The 24206-nt window shown below is 60.2% G+C and carries 21 protein-coding genes; 13 read left to right on the top strand and 8 right to left on the bottom strand.

Annotation, left to right across the window (positions count from 1 at the left end):
- The first annotated feature begins 33 nt into the window (after positions 1-33).
- Together EDC38_RS05080 and EDC38_RS05075 are read left to right on the top strand one after the other, a co-directional pair.
- The gene (locus tag EDC38_RS05080; protein WP_123637572.1) at positions 34-705 is read left to right on the top strand and encodes an RluA family pseudouridine synthase; all 672 of its coding nucleotides are present in this window, start codon (positions 34-36) and stop codon (positions 703-705) included.
- A gap of 10 nt (positions 706-715) precedes the next feature.
- A complete protein-coding gene (locus EDC38_RS05075) occupies positions 716-1504 on the top strand; it encodes an ion transporter (protein WP_123637571.1) in 789 nt (262 codons plus the stop codon).
- Between the two features lie 10 nt (positions 1505-1514).
- On the opposite strand, the gene EDC38_RS05070 is transcribed toward EDC38_RS05075, so the two are convergent.
- The 3 genes from EDC38_RS05070 to EDC38_RS05060 all read right to left on the bottom strand — a co-directional run bounded on the left by EDC38_RS05070 (position 1515) and on the right by EDC38_RS05060 (position 3333).
- The gene (locus EDC38_RS05070; protein ID WP_123637570.1) at positions 1515-1847 is read right to left on the bottom strand and encodes a chaperone modulator CbpM; all 333 of its coding nucleotides are present in this window, start codon (positions 1845-1847) and stop codon (positions 1515-1517) included.
- A gap of 2 nt (positions 1848-1849) precedes the next feature.
- Complete coding sequence (locus tag EDC38_RS05065) at positions 1850-2824, bottom strand: DnaJ C-terminal domain-containing protein (RefSeq protein ID WP_123637569.1); 975 nt, start codon at positions 2822-2824, stop codon at positions 1850-1852.
- An 89-nt stretch (positions 2825-2913) separates the two neighbouring features.
- Positions 2914-3333: a secondary thiamine-phosphate synthase enzyme YjbQ gene (locus EDC38_RS05060; protein WP_123637568.1), complete on the bottom strand. Its 420-nt coding sequence runs from the start codon at positions 3331-3333 to the stop codon at positions 2914-2916.
- Positions 3334-3527: 194 nt separating this feature from the next.
- Here EDC38_RS05060 and EDC38_RS05055 point away from each other — a divergent pair, with 194 nt between their 5' ends.
- From EDC38_RS05055 to EDC38_RS05030, 6 genes are all read left to right on the top strand, one after another.
- Positions 3528-5978 carry a glycoside hydrolase family 3 protein gene (locus EDC38_RS05055; RefSeq protein ID WP_281273504.1) on the top strand — a complete coding sequence of 817 codons (2451 nt, stop codon included), beginning with the start codon at positions 3528-3530 and terminating at the stop codon, positions 5976-5978.
- A 355-nt stretch (positions 5979-6333) separates the two neighbouring features.
- Positions 6334-8235: a molecular chaperone HtpG gene (htpG, locus tag EDC38_RS05050; protein ID WP_123637567.1), complete on the top strand. Its 1902-nt coding sequence runs from the start codon at positions 6334-6336 to the stop codon at positions 8233-8235.
- A gap of 314 nt (positions 8236-8549) precedes the next feature.
- Positions 8550-8840 (top strand): integration host factor subunit beta, encoded by a 291-nt coding sequence (ihfB, locus tag EDC38_RS05045; protein ID WP_024460428.1) that lies wholly within the window; start codon positions 8550-8552, stop codon positions 8838-8840.
- Between the two features lie 27 nt (positions 8841-8867).
- Positions 8868-9167 carry a lipopolysaccharide assembly protein LapA domain-containing protein gene (locus EDC38_RS05040; protein WP_123637566.1) on the top strand — a complete coding sequence of 100 codons (300 nt, stop codon included), beginning with the start codon at positions 8868-8870 and terminating at the stop codon, positions 9165-9167.
- 5 nt (positions 9168-9172) lie between these two features.
- Entirely contained in the window at positions 9173-10357 is a 1185-nt protein-coding gene (lapB, locus tag EDC38_RS05035; protein WP_123637565.1) for a lipopolysaccharide assembly protein LapB, read from the top strand.
- A gap of 217 nt (positions 10358-10574) precedes the next feature.
- On the top strand, positions 10575-11558 hold the full coding sequence (locus EDC38_RS05030) for a malate dehydrogenase (protein ID WP_123637564.1): 984 nt from the start codon (positions 10575-10577) through the stop codon (positions 11556-11558).
- Between the two features lie 125 nt (positions 11559-11683).
- Here EDC38_RS05030 and EDC38_RS05025 read toward each other — a convergent pair whose 3' ends face one another.
- On the bottom strand, positions 11684-12580 hold the full coding sequence (locus tag EDC38_RS05025; protein WP_123637563.1) for a D-hexose-6-phosphate mutarotase: 897 nt from the start codon (positions 12578-12580) through the stop codon (positions 11684-11686).
- A gap of 185 nt (positions 12581-12765) precedes the next feature.
- Between EDC38_RS05025 and rapA the strand changes: the two genes are divergently transcribed.
- Together rapA and EDC38_RS05015 are read left to right on the top strand one after the other, a co-directional pair.
- The gene (rapA, locus tag EDC38_RS05020) at positions 12766-15690 is read left to right on the top strand and encodes an RNA polymerase-associated protein RapA (protein WP_123637562.1); all 2925 of its coding nucleotides are present in this window, start codon (positions 12766-12768) and stop codon (positions 15688-15690) included.
- 27 nt (positions 15691-15717) lie between these two features.
- On the top strand, positions 15718-15999 hold the full coding sequence (locus tag EDC38_RS05015) for a hypothetical protein (RefSeq protein WP_024460422.1): 282 nt from the start codon (positions 15718-15720) through the stop codon (positions 15997-15999).
- A 187-nt stretch (positions 16000-16186) separates the two neighbouring features.
- On the opposite strand, the gene EDC38_RS05010 is transcribed toward EDC38_RS05015, so the two are convergent.
- A complete protein-coding gene (locus EDC38_RS05010) occupies positions 16187-18016 on the bottom strand; it encodes a DEAD/DEAH box helicase (protein ID WP_123637561.1) in 1830 nt (609 codons plus the stop codon).
- A 342-nt stretch (positions 18017-18358) separates the two neighbouring features.
- On the opposite strand from EDC38_RS05010, the gene EDC38_RS05005 reads away from it, so the two are divergent.
- Positions 18359-18781 (top strand): HIT family protein, encoded by a 423-nt coding sequence (locus EDC38_RS05005; RefSeq protein ID WP_123637560.1) that lies wholly within the window; start codon positions 18359-18361, stop codon positions 18779-18781.
- Positions 18782-18899: 118 nt separating this feature from the next.
- Here EDC38_RS05005 and EDC38_RS05000 read toward each other — a convergent pair whose 3' ends face one another.
- The 3 genes from EDC38_RS05000 to EDC38_RS04990 form a co-directional block, all read right to left on the bottom strand.
- Positions 18900-19472, bottom strand: a complete 573-nt coding sequence (locus EDC38_RS05000; RefSeq protein ID WP_123637559.1) for a TMEM165/GDT1 family protein — start codon at positions 19470-19472, stop codon at positions 18900-18902.
- Positions 19473-19765: 293 nt separating this feature from the next.
- Positions 19766-20278 carry a DUF3806 domain-containing protein gene (locus EDC38_RS04995; RefSeq protein WP_123637558.1) on the bottom strand — a complete coding sequence of 171 codons (513 nt, stop codon included), beginning with the start codon at positions 20276-20278 and terminating at the stop codon, positions 19766-19768.
- Positions 20271-21824: an FMN-binding glutamate synthase family protein gene (locus EDC38_RS04990; protein ID WP_123637557.1), complete on the bottom strand. Its 1554-nt coding sequence runs from the start codon at positions 21822-21824 to the stop codon at positions 20271-20273. Before EDC38_RS04990 ends, EDC38_RS04995 begins: the two co-directional genes overlap by 8 nt.
- A 129-nt stretch (positions 21825-21953) precedes the next feature.
- Here EDC38_RS04990 and EDC38_RS04985 point away from each other — a divergent pair, with 129 nt between their 5' ends.
- Both EDC38_RS04985 and EDC38_RS04980 read left to right on the top strand, forming a co-directional pair.
- Entirely contained in the window at positions 21954-22709 is a 756-nt protein-coding gene (locus EDC38_RS04985) for a DUF748 domain-containing protein (protein ID WP_170162854.1), read from the top strand.
- A gap of 175 nt (positions 22710-22884) precedes the next feature.
- Complete coding sequence (locus tag EDC38_RS04980; RefSeq protein WP_123637555.1) at positions 22885-24090, top strand: glycoside hydrolase family 26 protein; 1206 nt, start codon at positions 22885-22887, stop codon at positions 24088-24090.
- The last annotated feature ends 116 nt before the right edge of the window (positions 24091-24206 follow it).

The raw sequence follows: 24206 nt of genomic DNA, 5'->3' as shown, positions 1-24206 counted from the left end.
TTCGGCCTCATAGTCTTATTTGCGAGTCGTATTATGTCGTCTTCAACGGATCATCTGACCGTTCTGCCCCCCTGTGAGGAGGACGTTGGGATTGTACGCCAGGAGAGCAGCTTTGTGGTGGTGGATAAGCCGACCCGGCTGTTGACCGTTCCCGGCCGTCATCCGGCCAATCGTGACAGTGTCATCGCCCGGCTGCGGGAGACTTACCCGGATGTTCACGCGGTTCACCGGTTGGATTTCGACACCTCCGGACTGTTGGTGATTCCCCTTACCAAGGCCAGCCTATCCAACCTCAGTCGCCAATTTCAGGCTCGTACAGTGAAGAAAACCTATACGGCGGTAGTACACGGCCTGGTACTGGAAGATCAGGGCGTCATGGAGTGGCCGATTGCCCCCGACCCGGAGCGGCGTCCACGGAGTAAAATCTCTGAGGACGGCAAGCCGGCGCTGACCCATTACCGGGTGCTGTCCCGCAACCGGGAGGACAACACCACGCGCCTGGCGCTCTCTCCGGTCACCGGACGTTCGCACCAGTTGCGCCTACACTGTGCCGAGCTGGGGCATCCGATTCTGGGTTGTGAGTTCTATGCGCCGGAGTCGGTGCGCCAGCAGGCGACACGTCTGCTGCTGCACGCGTCAACGCTCAGCTTTGCCCACCCGGAATCGGGTGAGGCTGCCTCTTTTGAGTCGGTCGTACCGTTTTAGGAGCCTGTTCATGGTTCACTCGTCATCCTCCGCAAAGCACCCCTGGCGAGCCCGGTTATATCGGCAATTGGAGCCGGGCGCCTGGCCTGATCAGGGGCTTTCCCCGGCCAACCGATGGATCTGCGCGCTGATCACAGTGGCGGTGTTGGTGGCATTACTGGAAACCGAGCCCGCCATCAGGGTAGGGCGTGAGCCGTGGTTCGTCGCTTTCGAGTGGGTGGTGGGAGCGATTTTTCTGCTGGAATACCTGATTCGAGCCTGGGTGGCTGTGGAGGGCGCCCGCTATGCCCACCCGGTGTGGGGCCGCCTTCGCTATCTGGGCAGCTTTGCCGCGGTGGTTGACCTGCTGGCCATTTTGCCGCTGTTTTTGGGGCTGGTGGGCATGGAAGCCCTGTTCATGCGTCTGATCCGGGTGCTGCGGATCTTGCGTCTGGCGAGGCTGGGGCGTTTCTCCAAAGCCCTGCGGGAGTTGGGGCATGCGGTCCGGCTGCGTCAGTTTGAACTGTATGTCAGTTTCGGGTTGGCGTTTTTGGTGCTATTGACCTCGTCCATCATGTTGTATCTGTTGGAGGGAGGGGTGCAGCCGGAGGCATTCGGCAGTGTGCTCCGCTCCATGTGGTGGTCAGTGGCCACCTTGACCACAGTGGGTTACGGCGACGTGTATCCGGTGACCGGGCTCGGGCGGTTTTTTGCGGCGCTGACGGCACTTTCGGGTATTGGCATCATCGCCATGCCGACGGGAATCATGGCAGCAGCGTTCAGCGAAGCCATGCAGAAAAACCGCCGGGAAAAGGATTAACTCCGCCGGACTATTCTGTTTCGCGATCCGCCCGCTGCCAGCGGGCCAGCTCGGCGTACAGGCGCTCGCGCTCATCGAGCAGCTCCAGTGCCAGCGCGATACCGGCGAGGTTCAACCCCAGGTCCCGTTGCAGGCGACGGGCACGCTTCAATCGGGTGAGGCAGTGTCCTCTGAAGGTCCAGCGCGGGCTTGAAGGGGTGATCGGATCGATGACCCCTTCATGGATGAGTTCGACCACGAAGTCGGCCTCCACCTGGCAATGTCGGCAGAGCTCGCCCAGCGTCAATTCAACGTCTTCTTCCAGAATGGTGCCTGCCATCAGGCGATGGGTATCTCCCGACATAATCAGCTCTCCAGGTGGCGGCGTGGGTTGAACGGCGCGGCGTTTGCCAACTGCTCGTAAGCCGCTCGCGTCGAGGCGTTTTGGGCGGGCGGCGTGTGAATGCTCAGCTCAACGTACAGGTCTCCCGACGGAGAGCCGGGCAGTCCGCGCTCCTTGAGCCGGAGTTTGCGGCCGCTTTGGGATGCCTCGGGAATCTTCAGGTCGACTTTGCCGGTGGGCGTGGGGATTTTCACTTTGGTACCCAATGCCGCCTCCCAGGGGGTGAGGGGCAAATCGAGAAACAGGTCTCGCCCGTCCAGCCGGAAGTACCGGTGAGGTCTGAATTCCACCTCAAGATAGAGATCGCCACTGGGCCCACCACCCAAACCAGGCGATCCCTGGCCCGCCAGGCGGATATTCTGTCCGGGCTTTATCCCTTTGGGAATTTTGATGTTCAGGGTACGGGGGACGGCCTGGATTCGTCCCTGGGCATCCGCCTGTTGGCTGCGCAGGGTAATCTGCCGGGAGGCGCCGCTGAAGGCGTCTTCCAAGTCGATCTGAATGCGGGCATGCTGATCTTCGCCGCGAGCCCGAAAACCGCCATCTTGGCCGAACCTGCTGTTCTGGGTGAAGCCTCCGCCGTGAAAACCACCGCCGAACAGATTCTCGAAAAAGTCACTGAAATCGCCACTGCCCATACCGCCGCGGTAGTGACGCCCGGCGCCGGCAAAATCGAAGTCCTTCCCCCAATCTGGGGGCGGTTCAAAGTCCTGGCCGCGCTGCCAGTTGCTGCCGAGCTGATCGTAAGCGGCGCGTTTTTCCGGGTCCTTCAATACCTCGTAGGCCTCGCCCAGCTCCTTGAACTGGTCTTCCGCCCCGGCATCCTTGTTGACATCCGGATGATACTTGCGTGCCAGCTTCCGGTAGGCGCGTTTGATCTCATCCTGGCCGGCGTTTCTCTCGACCCCAAGGGTCTTGTAGTAGTCCTTGTATTCCATCGGTGACCTCGCGAATCACAGGAACCCAATACGAACAAACCTTAGCGCCTAAATGGTTGGGGCAAATTGATATTCATCAAGTATGGCACTTACTCTCCCTGAACGGTGGCGACCAGGGTGCGGCTACCGGCGTGATTGCGATGCTCGCACAGGTAAATTCCCTGCCAGGTTCCCAGGTTCAGACGACCGTCGGTAATCGGAATGGTCAGGCTGGCACCAATGGTGGTGCATTTGATGTGGGCGGGCATGTCGTCGTCGCCTTCGTAGTCATGCTCGTAGTAGGGGGCCCGCTCGGGGACAAACTGATTGAAGTGTCGCTCCAGGTCGCCGCGTACGGTCGGGTCAGCGTTTTCGTTAATGGTCAGTGATGCGGAGGTGTGCTGAATAAACAGGTGCAGCAGGCCGCAGCGAAGGTGGTCCAGCGGGGGCAGCGCTCTGAGCACTTCCTGGGTGACCAGGTGGAAGCCCCGGCTTTTGGGGGGCAGGCGAAATTCAGTCTGTTGCCACATAGGTTATCTGCCTGTATCGGTCGGTCGCGTGGAGGACGTCGGCGCCAGAAATGGCGCACTCGACGTCATGCAGACACAAAGGGTAACGCGGTGTTGTTGAATTTGCAGCCCCGACTTTAAGGGATTGGCGACTGTGCTAGAATGCCCCACCTTATAGTCCGTAAAACCATTTAATAATCGGAGCCCCTGTCGTCATGTTCAACGCTTCCCGCCAAGTGACCTGGCCGCGCCTGAAAAGCGCCATTTCCAGGGATGATGCCATTGAGCAGCGTATCGACGCGCTATTGCATCGAATGACCCTCGAACAGAAAGTGGGTCAGATGATTCAACCGGAGATCAAACAGGTAACCCCGGACGATATCCGGGACTTCCACCTGGGTTCCGTGCTCAACGGCGGCGGCAGTGTGCCCAACAATGACCGTTACGCTCAGGCGAGTGACTGGGTCGCCCTGGCCGATCAGTTTTGGGAAGCCTCTATGGATGACCGGGATGGACGCCTGCCCATTCCCATCATGTGGGGAACCGATGCGGTGCACGGGGTGGGCAACCTGGTGGGGGCCACCCTGTTTCCACACAATATTGCGCTTGGCGCCGCCCACAATCCCGAACTGATTCGCCGCATTGGCGAGGCTACCGCTCGGGAGATTGTCGCAACCGGTCTGGACTGGGATTTTTCGCCCACCGTTGCCGTGGCCAGAGATGATCGCTGGGGGCGGACCTATGAATCCTGGGCGGAAGACCCGGAGCTGGTGCGTGCCTATGCCGGTGAGATGGTGCGGGGGCTTCAGGGGCAGGGCGAGGCTTGCCTGGATGAGCAGCATGTCATTGCTACCGCCAAACACTTTATCGGTGACGGTGGCACGGTGAACGGCATCGATCGGGGTGACAATGTCGATTCCGAGGAGCGCTTGCGGGACATTCACGGTGCGGGCTATTTCAGCGCGATCGAGTCCGGCGTGCAGGCCGTGATGGCGTCATTCAATAGCTGGCACGGTGAGCCGCTCCACGGTCATCATCACCTGCTGACCCGTGTCCTGAAAGAACAGATGGGCTTTGATGGCCTGGTGGTGGGGGACTGGAATGGTCACGCCTTCATCCCCGGCGCCGATGTGCTGAACTGTCCTCAGGCGATCAATGCCGGGCTCGATATTTTCATGGTGCCACACCCCGAGTGGAAAACCCTGTTCCACAACACTGTGGCGCAAGTGCGCGACGGCACCATTGCGCAATCCCGAATCGATGATGCGGTGCGTCGGATTCTGCGGGTGAAGTTGCGCGCGGGTCTGTTTGAGCGGGATCGTCCCTCAAGCCGGACCCTTGCGGGTCGTCAGTCACTCATTGGTGCCCCAGAACATCGGGACGTGGCCCGTCAGGCGGTGCGCGAATCTCTGGTGCTATTGAAAAACCGCGATCAGCTGCTTCCGCTCAACCCAAAACAGCGGGTGCTTTTGGCGGGCGACGGTATCGACAATATCAGCAAGCAGGTGGGCGGCTGGTCGGTCACCTGGCAGGGCACCGGAACGGACGCTCGGGACTTTCCGGGCGCCACCACCGTCAGCGCCGGCATTGACGCCACCATTCGGGAGGCGGGAGGCGAGGTGTTCGTCAGCCTGGACGGTCAGTGCGATGAGTCCGTGGATGTGGCCATCGTCCTGTTCGGGGAGGACCCCTACGCCGAAATGCAGGGCGACGTGCAGAATGTCCAATACAAGCCCCGCGACACACGAGACTGGCAACTGCTCAAGTCCCTCAAGGCCCGGGGCATTCCGGTGGTATCCCTGTTTATTACTGGTCGTCCGCTGTGGGTGAACCGCGAGCTGAACGCCTCCGATGCATTTGTGGTCATCTGGCAGCCGGGCACCGAAGGGGGAGGCGTTGCCGACGTGTTGTTTACCGACACCGAGGGTCAGGTGCGTCATCCAATCAAGGGCAAGCTGAGTTTCTCCTGGCCCGACCGCCCAGATCAGTGCCCCCTGAATATGGGCGAGCCAGGCTACGCGCCGCTGTTTCCCTTTGGCTACAGCCTGGCGTATGGACAGGACGATCCGCTGGGCGACGATCTGTCGGAGGAGGGCCTGCAACTACCCGCTACCGAGGATGTCTGGACGCTGTTCAAGATGCGCCCGCTGGACGCCTGGCAGGTGGAAGTCGAGGGCCAGGTGAACGACAAGGCGGTGATGAAGGGCAACCAGGTGCAGGTGTCCACGGTAACGGTGAATGCGGTAGACCGTGAGGTGCAGGAGGATGCCCGGCAGGTGATCTGGAATGGTGATGGTTTCGGCGCTATGGCGCTGGCGACCCGGGATCGTCAGGTGCTGACGGATTACTGGAAGGCCAACGGGGCGTTGGTGGTGGACGTGAAGGTGGATCGCGCACCTACGGCACCGGTGCAGTGGCGCGTCGGCTGTGGCCCGTCGGCACTGTCTCAGGTGGATGTCACTGAAGAGCTGCGCGCTCTGGCGGGGCAGGGCTGGCAGACGCTGTCCATCGCCCTGGACCGCTTCCCCGACGTCGGGTCGGATTTCGGCCTGGTCCTCCCCCCGGAAGAGTTCTTCACCCGCGTCCTCGAGCCCTTCAGTCTCGCGACCGAAGGCGAGCTGGAGCTAACTTTCTCGGGTGTACGCGTTGAAAAAGGTTTTATTTAACAAGAACGTGTTGATTAAGGTGCTCCGGCCAAATGGCTGCGAGCGGGTACACCGTTGTGAGACACGCCGTAAATACATCCATGTAGGCTCGTCACCCGCCGTCCAGGCGGGTGACGGTCTCACAACGGTGTACCCGCTCTCCGCTTCAGTAGATTCGCGTCCAGGGAAATAGCACCCTCTCGTTCCAAACATCCGCAGCCCTGTGGCCGGAGTACCTGCCCCCAGGTAACGTAAAAGCCCCAACCCTTGATATTCCCCCGAAAGCCCCCATTACCCACCCACAGAATTCAAACCCCGACCAGTGATGGTTGGGAGTCGTGTTCAATGCCAATTGTATGACAGGAGCTACGCACCCATGACCGTGGACGCCCATAAAGAAACGCTTGGATTCCAGACCGAAGCCAAACAACTGCTGCACCTGATGATCCACTCGCTCTACTCCAACCGCGAGATCTTCCTGCGCGAGCTCATCTCCAACGCCTCCGATGCGGCGGACAAACTGCGCTTCGAAGCCCTGGAAAATGACAGCCTCTACGAAGGCGACAGTGACCTCAAAGTGCGTGTCAGCGTCGACAAAGAAGCCAGGACGCTCACCATCAGCGACAACGGCATCGGCATGTCCCGGGACGAGGTCATCGAGCATCTGGGCACCATCGCCAAGTCCGGTACCGCCCAGTTTCTTAAAAACCTGACCGGTGACCAGAAGAAAGACTCCAAACTGATTGGTCAATTCGGGGTGGGTTTTTACTCCGCCTTTATCGTCGCCGACAAGGTTGTGGTGACCACCCGCAAGGCCGGCTTTCCGGCCAGCGAAGCGGTGCGCTGGGAAAGTGCCGGTGAGGCCGAATTCAGTGTCGAAACCGTCGAGAAGGCTGACCGTGGTACGTCTATTGAGCTGCACCTGCGCAGCGATGCCGACGAGTTTGCCGATGACTGGCGCCTGCGCTCGATCATCAAAAAGTACTCCGACCACATCGATATTCCGGTGCTGATGCAGAAGCTGCAGACCTCGGAAGAGGACAAGGATAAGGCGCCCGAGGACGAAGTGGTCAACACCGCGACCGCGCTCTGGACCCGCTCTCGTTCCGATATCAGCGATGAAGAGTACAAAGAGTTTTACAAGCATGTCAGCCACGATTATGCCGATCCGCTGACCTGGAGCCACAACCGGGTGGAAGGCAAGCTGGACTACACCAGCCTATTGTACGTGCCGGAGCATGCCCCGTTTGATCTGTACAACCGGGACGGCGCTCGCGGCCTGAAGCTTTACGTACAGCGCACTTTCATCATGGATGACGCCGAGCAGTTTCTGCCGCTGTATCTGCGCTTTATCAAAGGGGTAGTGGATTCCAACGATCTGTCCCTGAACGTCTCGCGGGAAATCCTGCAGAAAGACCCGAACATCGACACCATGCGCACCGCGCTGACCAAGCGGGTGCTGGATATGCTGACCAAAATGGCCAAGAACGAGCCGGAGCAGTACGCGAAGTTCTGGACCGAGTTTGGTCAGGTGCTGAAAGAGGGGCCGGCGGAGGATTTCGCCAACCGCGAGAAAATCGCCAAGCTGTTGCGCTTCGCCAGCACCCACACTGACAAGCCGGAGCAGGATCAGTCCCTGGACGATTACATCAGCCGGATGCAGGAAGGCCAGGACAAGATCTATTACATTGCGGCGGAGAACTTCAACACCGCCAAGAACAGCCCGCATCTGGAAGTGTTCCGCAAGAAGGGCATCGAGGTGCTGCTGATGTTCGATCGGGTGGACGAGTGGTTGATGAGCCACCTGATGGAATACGACGGCAAGTCATTCCAGGACGCGGGCAAGGGCGAGCTGGATCTGGGCAAGCTGGACTCCGAGGACGAAAAGCAGGCTCAGGAGAAGCAGGCCGAGGAACTCAAGCCGCTGCTGGAACGGGTCAAGAAGGCCCTGGAGAACGACGTGGCCGAGGTGCGCATTACCCATCGCCTGACCGAGTCGCCCGCCTGTGTGGTGGTGGCCGAGCATGAAATGGGCGCCCAGATGCGCCGTATTCTGGAGCAGGCCGGACAGAAAGTGCCCGAGTCCAAGCCCAGTTTCGAGCTCAATCCGGACCATCCGCTGGTACAGAAACTGGATCAGGAGCCCGATGAAGACCGCTTTGCCGATCTGGCCAAAGTGCTGTTCGATCAGGCCAACCTGGCCGAGGGCACCCAGTTGGAAGACCCGGCGGCTTACGTGCAGCGGCTGAACAAGCTGCTGTTGGAATTGAGCCACTAAAGGCCATCATGGTTTGGCAACGGCGGATGCGCCTTCGGCTTATCCGCCCTACGCGTGCTGCGGTGGTTGGGCAACGGCGGGCGGCCTCTGGCCTCCGACGCATCGGAGCGCAGCGCATCCGCCGTTACCCAAATCCGCCGCATCCGCCGTTACCCAAGACTTTGACCTGAAATCCGCCCCCTTGCTTGTGCCTCTGGTCCGGTATAAGCTAGCCTAAGTTGTTGAAATTGGACAAAAATAAGTGCAAGGCCAGCACGGGGTGCCCAGCGACGTAAACAGCGGGGACCCTCTTCTCCAATAACAGGGCAAATGCCATGACCAAATCGGAACTGATCGAGTACATTGCCGAGCAACAGGACCAACTGCCGGTCAAAGACATTGAGTTAGCGGTCAAGCTCATTCTCGACCACATGGCCGACGTACTCTCATCCGGCGAGCGGATCGAAATACGCGGCTTTGGAAGCTTCTCTCTGCACTACCGGGCCCCCCGTATGGGCCGCAACCCGAAAACCGGCGAAACGGTTGAACTCGAAGGCAAGTATGTCCCTCACTTCAAGCCGGGTAAGGAGATGCGCGATCGTGTTAACGAAAGCCTGCACCACTGACGCACCCTATCCCAAGGTTATCGCACCATGAAACCACTTCTGCGTTGGATTAAAGTCGCCCTGTTGGTGCTCGCGTTTCTGCTGGGCGTCTGGTTCGCGCTGGAAAACGCTCAGGCGGTACCGGTCACTCTTATGGGATTGGGGCTTCCCAGCCTGTCTCTGGGCGTCTGGCTGTTGATCTTCACCGCGTTGGGTACCCTGTTGGGCATGGCGGTCAGTCTGCCGACAGTGCTGCGGTTGCGCCGTCAGTTGCGCGCCCGTGAACGTCAACTCGCCCGGTGCGAGAAAGAGCTCAAGCAACTTCGCCTGCAACCCATCCGGGATTGATGCCCATGGTCGATATCGGCTTGTTTGGCCTGATCATGGTGGCGATTGCGGCGGGCTTTGTGCTCGGCTGGCGGCAGCGTGGTCGTCGCCTGCAGCAGGAGAACCAGCACTATGGCCCCAAGTATTTCAAGGGGCTCAGTTACCTGCTGAATGAACAGGCCGACAGCGCCGTGGATGCCTTTATCGAGTCCCTGGAGGTCAACTCTGATACCCTCGAAACCCACCTGGCCCTGGGCAATCTTCTGCGTCGCAAGGGTGAAATTGCCAAAGCCACCCGCATTCACCAGAACCTGTTGGCTCGCCCCAGTCTGACCACTCCGCAACTCCATGAAGCCCAGCTGGAACTGGCCCGCGACTTTATCCGGGCGGGGCTGTTGGATCGTGCGGAAGGCTTGCTCCACGAGTTGGTGGATGTAAACAGCCAATATAAATCCGAAGCGCTCACCCACCTGATTGAAATCTACCAGGACGAAAAAGACTGGGAAAAAGCCATTGAGGCCGCCAATCAGATCGGCCAGCGTCGCTTTGGCCGAAACACCGGCGAGCGGGCCATAGCGCGGGCGCACTTTTGTTGTGAGCTGGCGGAAGACGCCATGGAACGGAACGATCTGCTCACCGCGCGCCGCCAGTTGCAGAAAGCGCTGGGCTTTGATCGCCAGTCGGTGCGCGCCAGCCTGCTCTGGGGCCAGTTGGAACACGGCCAGGGTAATGAACGCGAAGCGCTGAAAATTCTGCAGCGCATTCCCCACCAGGACCCTGAGCTGGTGGTGGAGAGTCTGGAGCTGGTATGTGCCTGCTACGAGCGCCTGGGTGACAGTAAAGGGCTGCAGCGTTATCTGGAAGAGCTGCTGGCCCAATATCCGAGCAGCTCCCTGGTGATCAAAATGGCCGAGCAGGTGCGCTGGGCACGGGATGATTACGCGGCGGCGGATTTTATCGCCGAGCATCTGCGTCAGCGGCCCACCATCAAGCTGTTGAACCGGCTGGTCGAGCTGTATCTGCTGCACTCCGAGGGCAGGGCGCGAGACAACCTGCAACTGCTCAAGCAACTGGTGGATCAGGTGTTGGAAGCCAAGCCCAGCCACCACTGCCGCAAATGTGGATTCACCGGCAACCAGCTGCACTGGCTGTGTCCCAGCTGCAAGACCTGGGGCAGCATCACACCTATTACCGGGGTGGAAGGGGAGTAGTACCGGTTCGGCGGTAGTGTTCCCTCCATCGCAGGAGTTAATAGGCGCCAAACGGGTGAAATTTTCTCCCAATCCCCTATAATGTCCGGCCGTCAGGCTGCGTCGGTTCAACCTCCCACAACAAGACAGCCACTACTTCCGCCGGATGAAGCCGCCCCCTTATTGGTTACGGGCGCCGGGGAAGCCACTGAATTTATACCCAAAACGGAGACACATTGTGAAAGCACCTGTACGCGTTACTGTCACCGGCGCCGCCGGTCAAATCAGCTACTCACTTCTGTTCCGCATCGCCGCTGGCGAAATGCTGGGCAAAGATCAGCCGGTCATTCTGCAACTGCTGGAAATCACTCCGGCGCTCAAGGCCCTCGAAGGCGTAGCCATGGAGCTGGACGACTGTGCCTTTCCGCTGCTGGCAGGCATGACCTGCACCGACGACCCGGCGGTGGCTTTCAAAGACACCGATTACGCGCTGCTCGTAGGTGCCCGTCCCCGTGGTCCCGGTATGGAGCGTAAGGACCTGCTGGAAGCCAACGCCAAGATTTTCTCTGTTCAGGGTAAGGCGCTGAATGACCACGCCTCCCGCGACGTAAAAGTGTTGGTGGTCGGCAACCCCGCCAACACCAACGCCCTGATCGCCCAACGCAACGCCCCGGATCTGGATCCGCGTCAGTTCACCGCCATGACCCGCCTGGACCACAACCGTGCCCTGACTCAACTGGCCCAGAAAACCGGCAAAACCATCAACGATATCACCCACCTGACCATCTGGGGCAATCACTCCTCGACTCAGTATCCGGACATTCACCAGACCAAAGTGGCCGGCACCAACGCCATGGAACTGGTTGACCAGTCCTGGTACGAGAGTGACTTCATTCCGGTGGTCCAGAAGCGCGGTGCGGCTATCATTGATGCCCGTGGTGCCTCTTCCGCGGCATCTGCGGCCAATGCGGCCATTTTCCATATGCGCGACTGGGCTCTGGGCAGTGCTGAAGGTGACTGGGTCAGCATGGGCGTGCACAGCGATGGCAGCTACGGCATCGACAAGGGCCTGATTTACTCTTTCCCCTGCGTATGCAAAAACGGCGACTGGGAAATTGTTCAGGGCGTGGAGATCAATGATTTCTCCCGCGAGAAGATGCAGGCCACCGAAAAAGAACTGCAGGAAGAGCGTGATGCGGTGAAGGATCTGCTGCCGGCATAAGGCGGCTCCTGAAGTGGTGTCGGATTACGGCCCTTCGGGCCTAATCCGACCTACTGAATATGGTCGGCCCGTAGGTCGGATTAGCGCCCAGCGCGTAATCCGACACCTCACCTCTCGACTGAAAACTACAGCGCACTGATCGTCACCTTCCCTCGGCGGGTTTCGCCGGGTGCCAATGTCCATCCCTCATCCAGTACCGCCCCCCGTTCCAGACACACAAACCCCTGTTCGTTGCCTTCTCCCATATCGTCCATGGCCGCCGCTTTTTCGGCGCCGGGATTCCATGTGACCAGGCTGGGACAATTTTCATGGCTCAGCCGCAGGCGCGGTGTTGGCTCCAGAGTCACCTCGGATTCCACGTCGGGGAACACCCGGTCCACCTCCCCGGTGAATGTCAGGGGGCCACCTTGCGTCAGGCGGGCGTGGTTCTGCAGGTTGTCCAGATAGTCCCGTCCGGCAAGCACCGGCACCCGAACATCGCTCAGTGTCTGCACCGGCAGATAGCTATGCAGCGCCCAGGTAAAATCCGCAGCGTGGGAGTCGTGATTGGTCAGGCTCAGTTCCAGCTCAATGGTCTGACCCAATACCATTCGCAGGGCTGCAGTAAAGGGTTGCCTAAACCGCTCATCGCCGGGGTGTTCCAGTTCAAACCAGAGTTCGCAGCGACCGTTATCGGCCTGGGCGACCTGCGTCAGCGCCCAGTCGGAGGTGCGGGCAAACCCGTGCTGGGGTTTATTGTCGTCAGGGTGGGGGCCAAACCAGGGCAGACAGACCGGTACCCCGCCGCGCAGCGCCTTGCCCGGCTCGAACTGGCACTGCGGGCTCAGCCAGAGCAGGGGTGTGCCGTCGGCCTTGGTGAAGGACAGCAACTGGGCGCCCTGGGGGGCGACCACGGCCTGACACAGGTCGGTGTCAATGCGAATCAGGGGCAGTCCCGTGCCCTGGGCGTCGGGAAACAGGGTTTTGCTGTCGGTCAAAGTGATCCCCGCGTAGGGGCGCACCAGATCGGCCAATGCGGGCATAGTGACTCCTCGTCGACGGACGTTGTGAAGAAAAACCGTCCTATTTTACGCCAAATGGGGGAAAACAGACCATGTTGCCGGCGGCAACACCGGCTATTTTGCTCCGCCGCCCGCTCACCCTTTGGCTTTCGGCCACGCAGCCAGTATCATGCGCACCCTGAAATCAGCGAAAGAAAGAGGCCGGCGTGAGTCAACAGCAATTTGTCATTGGTCAGCGGTGGGTAAGCGACACCGAAGCGGAACTGGGTCTGGGCATTGTCCTGGAAACCGACGAGCGACAGGTCACCCTGGGGTTCCCGGCCGCCGGTCAGCGTCGGACTTACGCGCTGCGCAGTGCGCCGGTCAGTCGGGTCCGTTATCAGGTGGACGAGGTGATCAGCCACCAGGACGGCACCACCATCACCATCGCCGAAGTCATGGAGCAGGGGCTGTTGCTGGCCTACAAAGGTTATACCGAGGAAGGGGACGAGCACCTGATCCCGGAGTTTGAACTGGACAGCTTTGTCCAATTCAGCACGCCGCGCGAGCGCCTGTTTTCCGGCCAGATCGACAAGTACACCCACTTCAGCCTGCGCCACCAGACCCTGGACACCCTGCACCGCCACCGGCAGAGCGCGGTTTATGGCCTGAGTGGTCCGCGCATTCAACCGCTGCCACACCAGTTATACATTGCCAGCGAAGTGGGGCGACGTCAGGCGCCTCGTGTGCTCTTGGCGGATGAGGTTGGCCTGGGTAAAACCATCGAAGCGGGCCTCATTCTGCATCAGCAGCTGATGACCGGGCGGGTCCGTCGCGCGCTGGTAGTGGTGCCCGAAAGTCTGCAGCATCAGTGGCTGGTGGAAATGCTGCGACGCTTCAACCTGAGCTTTACGCTACTGGATGAAGCGCGCTGCCAGGGCATGGCCGGACTGGACGATATCGATCCGTCCCTGTTACCCGATGACGAGGAAATCGTCATTGCCGAGGCCGAGGACAATCCGTTTGAAAGCGAACAGCTGATTCTCTGTTCCCTGGAGTTTCTGAGCGGCAGTGAGCAGCGCTACCAGCAGGCGGTGGAAGCCGGCTGGGACCTGCTCTTGGTGGATGAGGCTCATCACCTGCAGTGGCACGATGGCGAGCCCAGCGCCTCCTATCGCTGCATTGAGGGGCTGTCGAAAGTCTCGGACGGTCTGTTGCTGCTGACCGCGACACCGGAGCAGTTGGGTGTGGAAAGCCACTTTGCCCGTCTGCGCCTGCTGGATCCGGATCGCTACCATGACCTGAACGCCTTTCTCGCCGAGCACGATGGCTACGAAGCGCTCAACCAGCGGGTACAGGGTTTGTTGGCCGCCCGCGACGGGAGCTCAAGCGATGTGGTAAACGCATTGGATGGCGCCCTGACCGACTATCTGTCGGAGGCGGAACTCAAGCGCCTCAAGACCCAGGCCAAGGATCAGCCGGGTGAAGCCGTGGGGCAGGCAATTCACGCCCTGCTGGATCGTCACGGCACCGGCCGGGTACTGTTTCGCAATACCCGTGCGTCCGTATCCGGCTTCCCGGAGCGCAAGCTGCACAACCATCCCCTGGACCTGGATGATGACGACCTGATGGCCCTGAGCGAGCGGCCATTGGATGAACAACTGCGACCGGAAAATTTCTGGTTTGAACACCGGGGGGCCGACTGGTGGCTGGTGGACCCACGGGTCGACTGGCTGAGTGATTTCCTCAAAAGCCAACGCGGTAACAAGGTACTGGTCATCTGCGCCAGTGCCGATAGCGCCCAGGCACTGGAACTCTATTTGCGCTTGCGCAAAGGCATCGCCTCGGCCGTTTTTCATGAGCACCTGAGTCTGCTGGAGCGCGACCGGGCCGCCGCCTATTTTGCTGATCAGGAAGCCGGCGCTCAGGTATTGATCTGTTCGGAGATCGGCAGTGAGGGGCGCAACTTCCAGTTCGCCCAGGACCTGGTGCTGTTTGACCTGCCTCTGAACCCGGACCTGCTGGAGCAACGCATCGGTCGCCTGGACCGCATCGGCCAACAGGGACAGGTCAATATCCATACGCCGCACTACGCGGATACCGCCCAGGAACACCTGCTGTATTGGTATCACCGTGGCCTGGATGCCTTCGAGCACACCTGTGCCATTGGCCGGACACTGTACGATGAGTTTGAAGCGCGACTGCTCGCCTCGCTCACCGATGTAGACGACACCGCATTTGATTCGCTGCTGGACGACACCCGCGAGCGGGCTGAAGCCCTGCGGGCGCAATTGCAGGCCGGACGGGATCGCCTGTTGGAGCTGAACTCCTGCCAGCCGGAAAAAGCCGCACCTCTGGTCGAGGCGCTGGAACAACAGGACTCCGATGAAACCCTGCCGGCCTACCTGGAGCGGGTGTTCGACGCTTTCGGGATTGATCAGGACGAGCACGGCGAACAGAGCTGGGTGGTGCACCCGAGCGAACAGATGCGCGTCTCCCACTTCCCCGGTCTGGTGGAAGAGGGCATGACCGTGACCTTTGATCGCGACCTCGCCCTGTCCCGGGAAGACATGCACTACCTGACCTGGGAGCACCCAATGGTACACGGCGCCCAGGAAATGATTGCCCACAGCGAATTCGGCAACACCGCCCTGGCCACCATCAAGCTGCCGCCTCTGAAGCCCGGCACCCTACTGCTGGAAGCCCTGTTCGTACTGCACTGCCCGGCGCCGCGCGCACTGCAACTGGACCGCTACCTGCCCGAATCGGTCCTGCGGGTTCTGCTCGATCCAAAAGGCAAAGACCTCAGCGGCGCACTCGCAGCGGGCAAGCTCGACAGCCTCCTGCAAAAAGTCCCACGCCCCAGCGCCCAGGACCTCGTCCGCCACGCCCGCCCACAACTGGCGGAAATGATGGACCAAGCCGAAGCCCTGGTTGCACCCAAGCAACAGGCCCTGATCGACGACGCACGCACACGAGTGACCCAAGCGCTGTCCGCAGAGCTTGAGCGCCTGAGGGCATTGGCCGAAGTGAACCCGAACGTTCGCCACCAGGAAATCGAAACGCTTGAAAAACAGCTGACGGATTCCGAGCAGTATTTGAATCGTGCGCAACTGCGAATGGACGCAGTGCGTGTCATCATGACGGTATGACGGCCCGGCCGTCCCAGAGGATTCTGAATGTATATATTTTCCGCCAATGGCACCGCACGTGCGGATCGCGACGACATCAAAGCCGGCGACAAAAAGCCGTTTATCGTCTACATCGACTACGTGGATTTATTCGGTGCGGAACAACTGTGCAAAATCTACCTGATGCGCGCGGGCTTCACCGAGATCGAAATTGAAAACCGCAAATACGTCGCCGACACCCTGCGCAAAGACCCCCGCGTCGTGGAAGCCGACAAAGCGATGCAGGCCGCCATCAAAGGCGGCTACATGATTCAGATGTTTGATGAGTAGGACACCGATACAATAATCTGGCACTGAGGCGGCCACGGTATAAACCGGTTGGAGACTCTCGGAGGCATGGATGCCGACGAGAAGCCCCCAGGGATGGGTTCACGGCGGGTCTCCAACCGGTTTATACCGTGGCCGCCGTGGTCCCCGTTACCCACCATGGTAGGTGCAAACGGGTGGAATCTGGATTCTATACTTTCTTCGCGCGATACCCTTTATTCTTCACATCCCGATCACGCACTTTCGCTTTCGGCTTACCTTTACCATCCGGCTTGCCCTTACCCGCAAACTTACCCGGCGCACGCTTATCGCCCGGTTTCGGACCGCGACGCTTGAAATCCGGCGCCGGACCATCGTTGCGCGGACCCGTGTCCTCGGCAATATTCAGCGGCCGATTGCGCACCCGCACCTTCTTCAGCAACTGCATCACCTCCGGCGACATACCCTTGGGCAGATCCACCGTGGAAAACTCATCAAACAACTTGATGTGACCAATATACTGACTGTCGATACCCGCCTCATTGGCAATGGCGCCGACGATATCCCCCGGACGAACCTCATGACTGCGACCCACATCCAGCCGATAACGCTGCAGGTCCGAATCATTGACGCGGGGCTTCGGCCCTTTGCCGGCCTTGGCTTCACGAGCCAGCTTGTTCTTGCCCTTGGTGCTGGGCTTTTCCGGACGAATCTCGGCCAGCTTCACCTGCAGCGGGCGCTCTTTCTGCACCAGATAGGCGAGGGCCGAGGCAATCTCCTCCGGTGAACGGTCCGTCTGATGACTGAAATCGGCCAACAGATCGTTAAAGAAACTCAGATCCACACTGGTATCAAATACCTGCTGAATCGACTGCTTGAACTGATCAATGCGATGAGCGGTCACGGCGGCGCCGGTCGGCAACTCCATGTGCTTGATCGGCTGGCGGGTCGCCTTTTCGATCACGTACAGCAGGCGCTTCTCGCGCGGTGCCACAAACAGAATCGCCTTACCGCTGCGACCGGCACGACCGGTGCGGCCAATGCGGTGCACGTAGGCTTCACTGTCGTACGGAATGTCGTAGTTGAGTACGTGGCTGACCCGCTCCACGTCGATACCACGGGCGGCCACGTCGGTGGCGATCACGATATCCAGCTTGCCGTTTTTCAGCCGCTCAATGGTGCGTTCGCGCAGTTGCTGGTTCATGTCGCCGTTCAGCGCGGACGCTGCATAACCGCGGGCCTCAAGTTTCTCCGCCAACTCCACAGTGGCGTTCTTGGTGCGGGCGAAAATGATCATGCCGTCGAACGGCTCGACTTCCAGAATGCGGGTCAGGGCATCGAGCTTGTTGGTGCCGCTGACCATCCAGTACACCTGCTCGATGTTGGCGCCGGTGGAGGTGCTGCTGGCAATTTTGATTTCCTGAGGGCTGTTCAGATACTGGCTGGCAACCTTGCGGATCTGGCTGGGCATGGTGGCCGAGAACAGGGCGGTCTGGCGCTCCTTGGGTGTGTGCTCCAGAATCCATTCGACGTCGTCGATAAAGCCCATGCGCAGCATTTCGTCGGCTTCATCGAGCACCAGGCTCTGCAGCTTGGACAGGTCCAGCGTACCGCGACGCAGGTGGTCCATTACCCGACCCGGGGTGCCCACAACCACCTGGGCGCCGCGTTTGAGCTGGCGCAACTGGCCGCCCATGTCGCCGCCGCCGTAAATCGGCAGTACGTGAAAGTTGTTCAGCTTGCTGGCATAGCGCTGAAACGCTTCGGCCACCTGAATGGCCAGCTCGCGGGTCGGTGCCAGCACCAGAATCTGCGGCTCGCGCTGCTCGGGGTTGAAGCGCGAGAGCAGGGGCAGGGCAAACGCGGCGGTTTTACCGGTGCCGGTCTGGGCCATGCCCACGATGTCTTTGCCATCAAGCAGGGCCGGAATGGCGGCCGCCTGGATCGGCGAGGGCTGTTCGTAGCCGACGGACTGGATGGCCTGAAGCACGGGTTCAGACAGGCCCAGGTCGGTAAACAGCAAGGGGGTTTGTTCGGTCATGGAGTGTTAGCCTCAATATGCAATAGGCGCGCGGCGGCCGGAGCAGCGGGATAATGGGCGCGGCGTGGTCAGGGGGTGTTGTCGGGTGATCAGAGGGTGCGATCTCGGCAGGTCCGGGGCCTTATCGCGGCACGTTGGGCGTGTGTTCCGCCAGTGGGCGGTCGCCTGGGCTGCACTCTTGCAGCCATGACAGGTCCCTGTCGTCTCAGCTCTGCCCCGTAACACCATTTCCCCAAACGCATAGAGGGCTTAACTGAAGAGGCGCGGATTATAGGCGCATTTCATCGCCCGCGCAATGTTATCCTTGTCAGTAACAACCTGATGTCAATAAAGGAGCGAATTATGGCAAGCGTATTTTCGAAAGTGATTTCCGGCGAATTCCCCGGCCATTTTGTCTGGAAAGACGACAACGCCGTGGTCTTCATGACCATTCAACCGATTCGTGAGGGCCATGTACTGGTGGTGCCGCGTGAGGAGGTGGATCACTGGGATGACCTGCCGCCGGCCTTACTCAGCCACCTGATTCAGGTGAGCCAGAAAGTGACCAAGGGCCTGAAAGAGGCCTATCCGGCGAAGCGGGTGGGAATGATGATCGCCGGTCTGGAAGTGCCGCACACCCATATACACCTGGTGCCGTTGGATTCAATGGGGGATTTGAGTTTTGACCATGCGAGCAGCGCTGACGCCGAGGATCTGGCGGAGGCGGCGCAGAAGATTCGCAAGGTGTTGGTTGCCCAGGGGCATGGTGAAGCGGATTTGAGTTAAATTGGCGGGTGTGGTCGGGTTTTGTTTACGGCGGAGCGCAGCGGCATAGACACGCGTAGGGCGGATAAGCGCGTGAGCGCGCATCCGCCGTAACCCAAGCTGAACCCTATGTAACACGTCAATGTACTTGCCCATTGGTATGAATCAACGTCACCACCGCCAGAATCACGAACAACATGAAGGCGCTGATGCGGGCGTACTTGAGCGGAATCTTGTCCATCAGCCAGCGGCCCGCAAACAGCACCGGGATATTGGCCAATAACATGCCCACCGTGGTGCCGATCACCACCATCAGAAAGGCGTCAAATTTGGCCGCCAGCACCACCGTGGCGACCTGGGTCTTGTCGCCGATTTCCGCCAGGAAAAACAGCACCAGAGTGGCCACGAATGGCCCGTATTGATGGAAGCGGCCAGGCTCATCGCTGGCCTTATCGGGAATCAGGGTCCACAGGGCGACAATCAGAAAGCTGCTGGCGAGTATCCAGGGCACCCACTGTGCGGGTATCAGGTCCGCCAGCCAACTGCCCAGCAGGGCGGACAGGGCATGGTTGATCAGGGTGGCGACCAGGATGCCGGCGGCAATGGCGTAGGGGCGGTGATAGCGGGAAATGAGAAGCAGCGCCAGGAGCTGGGTTTTGTCGCCGATTTCGGCCAGAGCCACGGCGAGAGTCGATCCGATCAGTGCTTCCATCAAAAACGTCGTCCGGGCGGGGCTGTTAGACAGAGATACACACACCACCCCGCCGGGATAAGCGTCTGTACCTCAGGTCTCATCAGCCCGACCCGTGCGGCGGAGCCGCAGGGTGGGGTGTTACTGCCATGCGCTGTGGCGCAATTATGTTGACAGTAACGCCAGCGATACTGCGCGCTGGCCGATTACTCCCCCGAGAGAGGGCTGCATTTTAGAAAGTGTTGCCCCGCAAGTCAAATGCGAATCGTTCGCCGTTCTCCGGCGGGGCTCCGAGGGGCCGTGATGGCCGGGCTTCAGCGACGGCTGGCAGCCCCGCCGTAGGGCAACTCCGGCAAATAGGGTTCAATCAGCGCCAGCGCGTCTTTATACACCTGACGCACATCGGGCTTCAGTCCCACCTCCATCCTTCGGGAGAGCATGGTGATGGGGAACAGGCACTCCTCGGTGCCCTCGACACATAGCGCCCGGCTACGGCCCCGGTTGTCCTCGTAAATCTTCCACTCCAGCTCGTCCACTTCGGCGGCCATCACATTGCCCAGCACCGCGCCCAGCGCCTGAAGCGTCAACCGGTCGTCCTGATCGACCAGCTCCCGATCGACAATCCGCTGCAGTGTGGTCAGATCGCTCAGATCCTCGCGAATCTGGCTTCCGACCCGGGTGCGTGCCAGGTCGTCCACGCGCTGTACCTGTTGGGCCATGTGGTTGCGGTCCATCCAGGCCAGGTCCTCAATTGTGACCTCCTGGGCCAGAGTGGCCGGGCTGGCAAGCAGGAGCAGCAGGCCCAGACCGAAACACAATTTATTCATGGGTTACCTCTTTGGGTTTGGAGTCCAGTGCGGGCGAATCCTCGCCATTCTCTATCAGAGTGATGGGCTCCGGGTAGAGTTCATTCAAGGGCTGAGACAGGCCGGATTGTAACACCATGTGCACATGGTGGCGGCGCAGCAGGCGCGGCTCCGGAACGCCGCAGGCGTGGGCGATCAGCCCGACGCTGTAGGTCAGATTGCGCTGATAGTGGGCCACCCGCTCGGCCTTGTCGGTGGGGTCCAGGCCCCGTTGCAGTTTCGGGTCGTGGGTGGTTACCCCGGTCGGGCAGGTGTTTTTGTGGCACTGCATGGCCTGAATGCAGCCCAGGGAAAACATGAACCCCCGGGCGCTGGTCACGAAGTCGGCGCCGCACGCGATGGCCCAGGCCACCATGGAGGGGTTGATCAGCTTGCCGGAGGCGATCACGCGCACACGCTCTTTCAGGCCCGCTTCACTAAGCAGGTTGCACAGCCAGGGCAGGCTTTCCTTGAGCGGTAGCCCGACGTAATCCATCAGCGGTTGCGGGGCGGCACCGGTGCCGCCGTCGGCGCTGTCCAGGGTGATGAAATCCGGCGCCCGATCCACACCGCGAATGCGGATAGCGGCCACCATATCCCGCAACCATTGCTTATCGCCCAGCACGGTTTTGAAGCCCACGGGTTTGCCGGTCACCTGGCGAATGTGATCAATCATATCCAGCAGGTCGTCCACCGAGCGGATATCCGGGTGGCCGTTGGGGCTGATGGAGGGATGCCCTTCGGGAATTCCTCGAATGGCGGCGATTTCGGCGGAGACTTTTTCCGCCGGCAGAATGCCCCCCTTGCCGGGCTTTGCTCCCTGGCTGAGTTTGATCTCAAACATCTTGACCGATTCTTTGGCCGACAGCTGGATCAATTTTTCGTCCGAGAGTTTGCCGTCCAGGTCCCGGGCGCCGTACTTGGCGGTGCCCAACTGAAATACCAGATCGCCGCCTCCCTCTTCATGGAAGGGCGAGAGGCCGCCCTCACCGGTGTTCAGCCAGCAACCGGCCTTGGCGGCGCCTCGGGATAGGGCGCGCACCGCCGGCGCGGAGAGGGCGCCATAACTCATGCCGGAAATGTGGAAAAAGGCCGAGGTCGTGTAGGGATGCCGACAGTAGGGGCCAACAGTGACCGCCGAGGGTATGGCGGCGTCCTGCTCCAGAGTGGGGAAGGCCGAGTTCAGAAACAGCACCGTGCCCGACGGGTTCAGGTCCCGGGTGGAGCCGAAGGCCAGGTTGAGGTCGAGGTTTTTGGCTGCCCGGTAAACCCAGGCGCGTTCGGCCCGGTTGAACGGCATTTCCTCGCGGTCCATGGCGAAAAAATACTGCCGGAAAAATTCGCCCAGGTGCTCGAACCAATACCGAAAGCGACCGATCACCGGATAGTTCCGCCGAATGGTGTGTTTGCGCTGGGTAACATCCACCACATACATGGCGGCCACGGTGAGCAACCCGACCCCGATCAGGGTGACAAAAATCAGGACCAGAATGGTCAGCAATTTCAGAGCAAATACATCGTCGAACATGGCAACCTTCACTGTCGGGCCGAAAATGGCATTGGCGTGAGTTCAAGCTGGCCGCTATCATAAGGCTTTTAGTGGTCTGCGACCATGTCGCACCCCATACAACACCCTGTCAAAAACCGAGGAACCTCCATGAAAGCCACAAAAATCATAGTCAGCATTCTGGTGGCCCTGATCGTTGTCATCGCCATTGCGGTGTTTATCGGCCTGCGCAACCTGGACACTCTGGTCGAAGCGGCCATCGAGTCGGTCGGACCCACGGTGACCAAAACGGACGTGCAGGTGGATGGGGTACACATTGAATTGACCGAGGGGCGGGGTACCATCAGTGGCTTGTCCATCGCCAACCCGCAAGGCTATTCGGATCAGCCGATTTTTCGCGTGGGCGATGTGACGTTGGATATTCGCCCAAGTTCGATCACCGAGGATGTGGTGGTTATTGAGGAAATCAAAGTCGACGGTGCCCAGCTCAACGCCGAGCATCGAGACCTGACCCAGATCAACCTCAAAACCCTGCTGGACCAGATGAGTTCCGGCTCCCAGGAAGAAACACCCAAGTCCACCACCGCCAGCCCCGATGTGCGCTTTATGGTGGAGAAACTGAGCTTCACCAACGCCGGCTTGAGCTTGAGTTCGGACGAACTGGGCAATCGTGAATTGACGCTGAGGGACATCAATCTGGAAAACCTGGGTGACCGTCAGCAGGGGTTGACCCCGGCCCAGCTGACCCGGGCGATTCTCGACCCGCTTCTGCAGCAGGCCCGCCAGCGGGTGGAAGCGGAAGTGCGTTCGGAGGCCGAGGGCGCTCTGAAAGAGGAGCTGGAGTCCCGTATGTCCGATGACGATAAGGAAAAAGTCGACGCTGTCCGGTCATTGCTCAACCGCTGATCCACCTGCCTCCCCGGGGTTTCGCCTCGGGGATTTCCCCTTAATGTTTTTCTCTTCTGACACAGAGAAATTGCATTCTGGCTGTGTAACCGATTACAATCGGTTGGCGTCGAACCTCTCCGGTCGACGGCAGCGTGCCAAAACAACGTCAATAACCCAATAAACAAGGTGTGATATGGTCAGGACCACCGTCTTTCACGGCCTGCTGGCGGGCCTGGTTGCCTTGCTGACGGCTTGCTCAGCGCCTCAATCTGACGCCCCGCAACAAACCGCAGGCTCCGTCGAGCCCATCACTGAGAACATTGATCCCGCCGCCCAGGCGCTCTGGCGCAACCTGCACCGGCTGAAAGGCGAGGGCTTTCTATTCGGTCACCAGGACAGCCTGGCGTACGGGGTACAGTGGCGTGATGACTCCGGGCGCTCCGATGTCAAACTCACCACGGGTGACTACCCCGCGCTTTACGGCTGGGATCTGGGACGCCTGGAGCTGAACGATGCCCGGAACCTGGACGGCGTCCCCTTTGCGAAAATGCGCGACTGGATGCGTGATGCCTACCGCCGCGGTGGTGTAGTGAGTGTCTCCTGGCATATGACCCACCCGGGCACTGGCAGCAGCTCCTGGGAAACCGACACCGGCGCCGCCGAGCTGCTGCCGGGCGGGCAATACCATAAGGATCTGCGCCTGGCGCTGGATCAATTTGCGGCGTTCGCCCGCTCCCTGGAGGTGTCGTTGCCCGATGGCCGCACCGGACCCATGCCACTGATTTTCCGGCCCTGGCACGAACACAATGGCGACTGGTTCTGGTGGGGCAAGGGGCCGACATCCGAGGAGGATTATCGAGCCTTGTGGCGCTTTACCGTGGACTATTTGGCCCAAGAGCAACAGCTCGACCAGTTGCTGTTCGCGTTTTCTCCGGATCGCAGTCGGTTGAATCTGGACCAGTTTGAGTCGTCCTATCTTTACGGCTACCCCGGCGATGACTACGTGGATATTCTCGGTATTGATAACTACTGGGATCTGGGCCATTCCGCCAACACCGCCACACCGGAGGAAGATGCCGCGCGGTTTATTGCCAGTCTGGGTGCCTTGGCCAAATTGGCGGCGCAGCGCGGCAAACTGGCGGCCATGACCGAAGGTGGGCAGGATACGCTGTTCGAGTCAGACTTCTTCACCGAACGGTTGCTCAAAGGTTGGCAGGCAAACGAGTGGACGCGACAGATCGTGTATGTGCAAGTGTGGCGTAACGCCAATCGCGAACGGGAAAGCCGGAATCACTTTTATGTGCCGTACTCGGGCCATTCGGCGGCGGACAACTTCATTGAGTTCCACGAACATCCGGCGACCCTGTTTGAGGCCGACCTGCCACCCCTGTACGAGTAGCGCTGATGCGCCGGGAGGCAGGGAAGAGGGTGTCCGCTGGGCTGCCGTCTGTCGGCTGATTGACCGGCCCTGAGGGGATTTTCCGAGGCGCTTGCCGCCGCGGGGGACCGGCATCA

The sequence above is a fragment of the Marinimicrobium koreense genome, from assembly GCF_003762925.1.
GTDB lineage: Bacteria > Pseudomonadota > Gammaproteobacteria > Pseudomonadales > Cellvibrionaceae > Marinimicrobium > Marinimicrobium koreense.
This window is presented reverse-complemented; position numbering and strand designations above follow the sequence as displayed.

Excerpts from the sequence above, each read along its gene's own strand:
- ihfB (WP_024460428.1), top strand. The coding sequence starts at position 8,550 with ATGACCAAATCGGAACTGATCGAGTACATTGCCGAGCAACAGGACCAA.
- EDC38_RS05080 (WP_123637572.1), top strand. The coding sequence starts at position 34 with ATGTCGTCTTCAACGGATCATCTGACCGTTCTGCCCCCCTGTGAGGAG.
- EDC38_RS05000 (WP_123637559.1), bottom strand. The coding sequence starts at position 19,472 with ATGGAAGCACTGATCGGATCGACTCTCGCCGTGGCTCTGGCCGAAATC.
- htpG (WP_123637567.1), top strand. The coding sequence starts at position 6,334 with ATGACCGTGGACGCCCATAAAGAAACGCTTGGATTCCAGACCGAAGCC.
- EDC38_RS04980 (WP_123637555.1), top strand. The coding sequence starts at position 22,885 with ATGGTCAGGACCACCGTCTTTCACGGCCTGCTGGCGGGCCTGGTTGCC.
- EDC38_RS04990 (WP_123637557.1), bottom strand. The coding sequence starts at position 21,824 with ATGTTCGACGATGTATTTGCTCTGAAATTGCTGACCATTCTGGTCCTG.
- EDC38_RS05005 (WP_123637560.1), top strand. The coding sequence starts at position 18,359 with ATGGCAAGCGTATTTTCGAAAGTGATTTCCGGCGAATTCCCCGGCCAT.
- EDC38_RS05075 (WP_123637571.1), top strand. The coding sequence starts at position 716 with ATGGTTCACTCGTCATCCTCCGCAAAGCACCCCTGGCGAGCCCGGTTA.
- EDC38_RS04985 (WP_170162854.1), top strand. The coding sequence starts at position 21,954 with ATGAAAGCCACAAAAATCATAGTCAGCATTCTGGTGGCCCTGATCGTT.
- EDC38_RS05065 (WP_123637569.1), bottom strand. The coding sequence starts at position 2,824 with ATGGAATACAAGGACTACTACAAGACCCTTGGGGTCGAGAGAAACGCC.
- EDC38_RS05070 (WP_123637570.1), bottom strand. The coding sequence starts at position 1,847 with ATGTCGGGAGATACCCATCGCCTGATGGCAGGCACCATTCTGGAAGAA.
- EDC38_RS04995 (WP_123637558.1), bottom strand. The coding sequence starts at position 20,278 with ATGAATAAATTGTGTTTCGGTCTGGGCCTGCTGCTCCTGCTTGCCAGC.
- EDC38_RS05025 (WP_123637563.1), bottom strand. The coding sequence starts at position 12,580 with ATGCCCGCATTGGCCGATCTGGTGCGCCCCTACGCGGGGATCACTTTG.
- EDC38_RS05015 (WP_024460422.1), top strand. The coding sequence starts at position 15,718 with ATGTATATATTTTCCGCCAATGGCACCGCACGTGCGGATCGCGACGAC.
- EDC38_RS05010 (WP_123637561.1), bottom strand. The coding sequence starts at position 18,016 with ATGACCGAACAAACCCCCTTGCTGTTTACCGACCTGGGCCTGTCTGAA.
- EDC38_RS05060 (WP_123637568.1), bottom strand. The coding sequence starts at position 3,333 with ATGTGGCAACAGACTGAATTTCGCCTGCCCCCCAAAAGCCGGGGCTTC.
- EDC38_RS05055 (WP_281273504.1), top strand. The coding sequence starts at position 3,528 with ATGTTCAACGCTTCCCGCCAAGTGACCTGGCCGCGCCTGAAAAGCGCC.
- EDC38_RS05040 (WP_123637566.1), top strand. The coding sequence starts at position 8,868 with ATGAAACCACTTCTGCGTTGGATTAAAGTCGCCCTGTTGGTGCTCGCG.
- lapB (WP_123637565.1), top strand. The coding sequence starts at position 9,173 with ATGGTCGATATCGGCTTGTTTGGCCTGATCATGGTGGCGATTGCGGCG.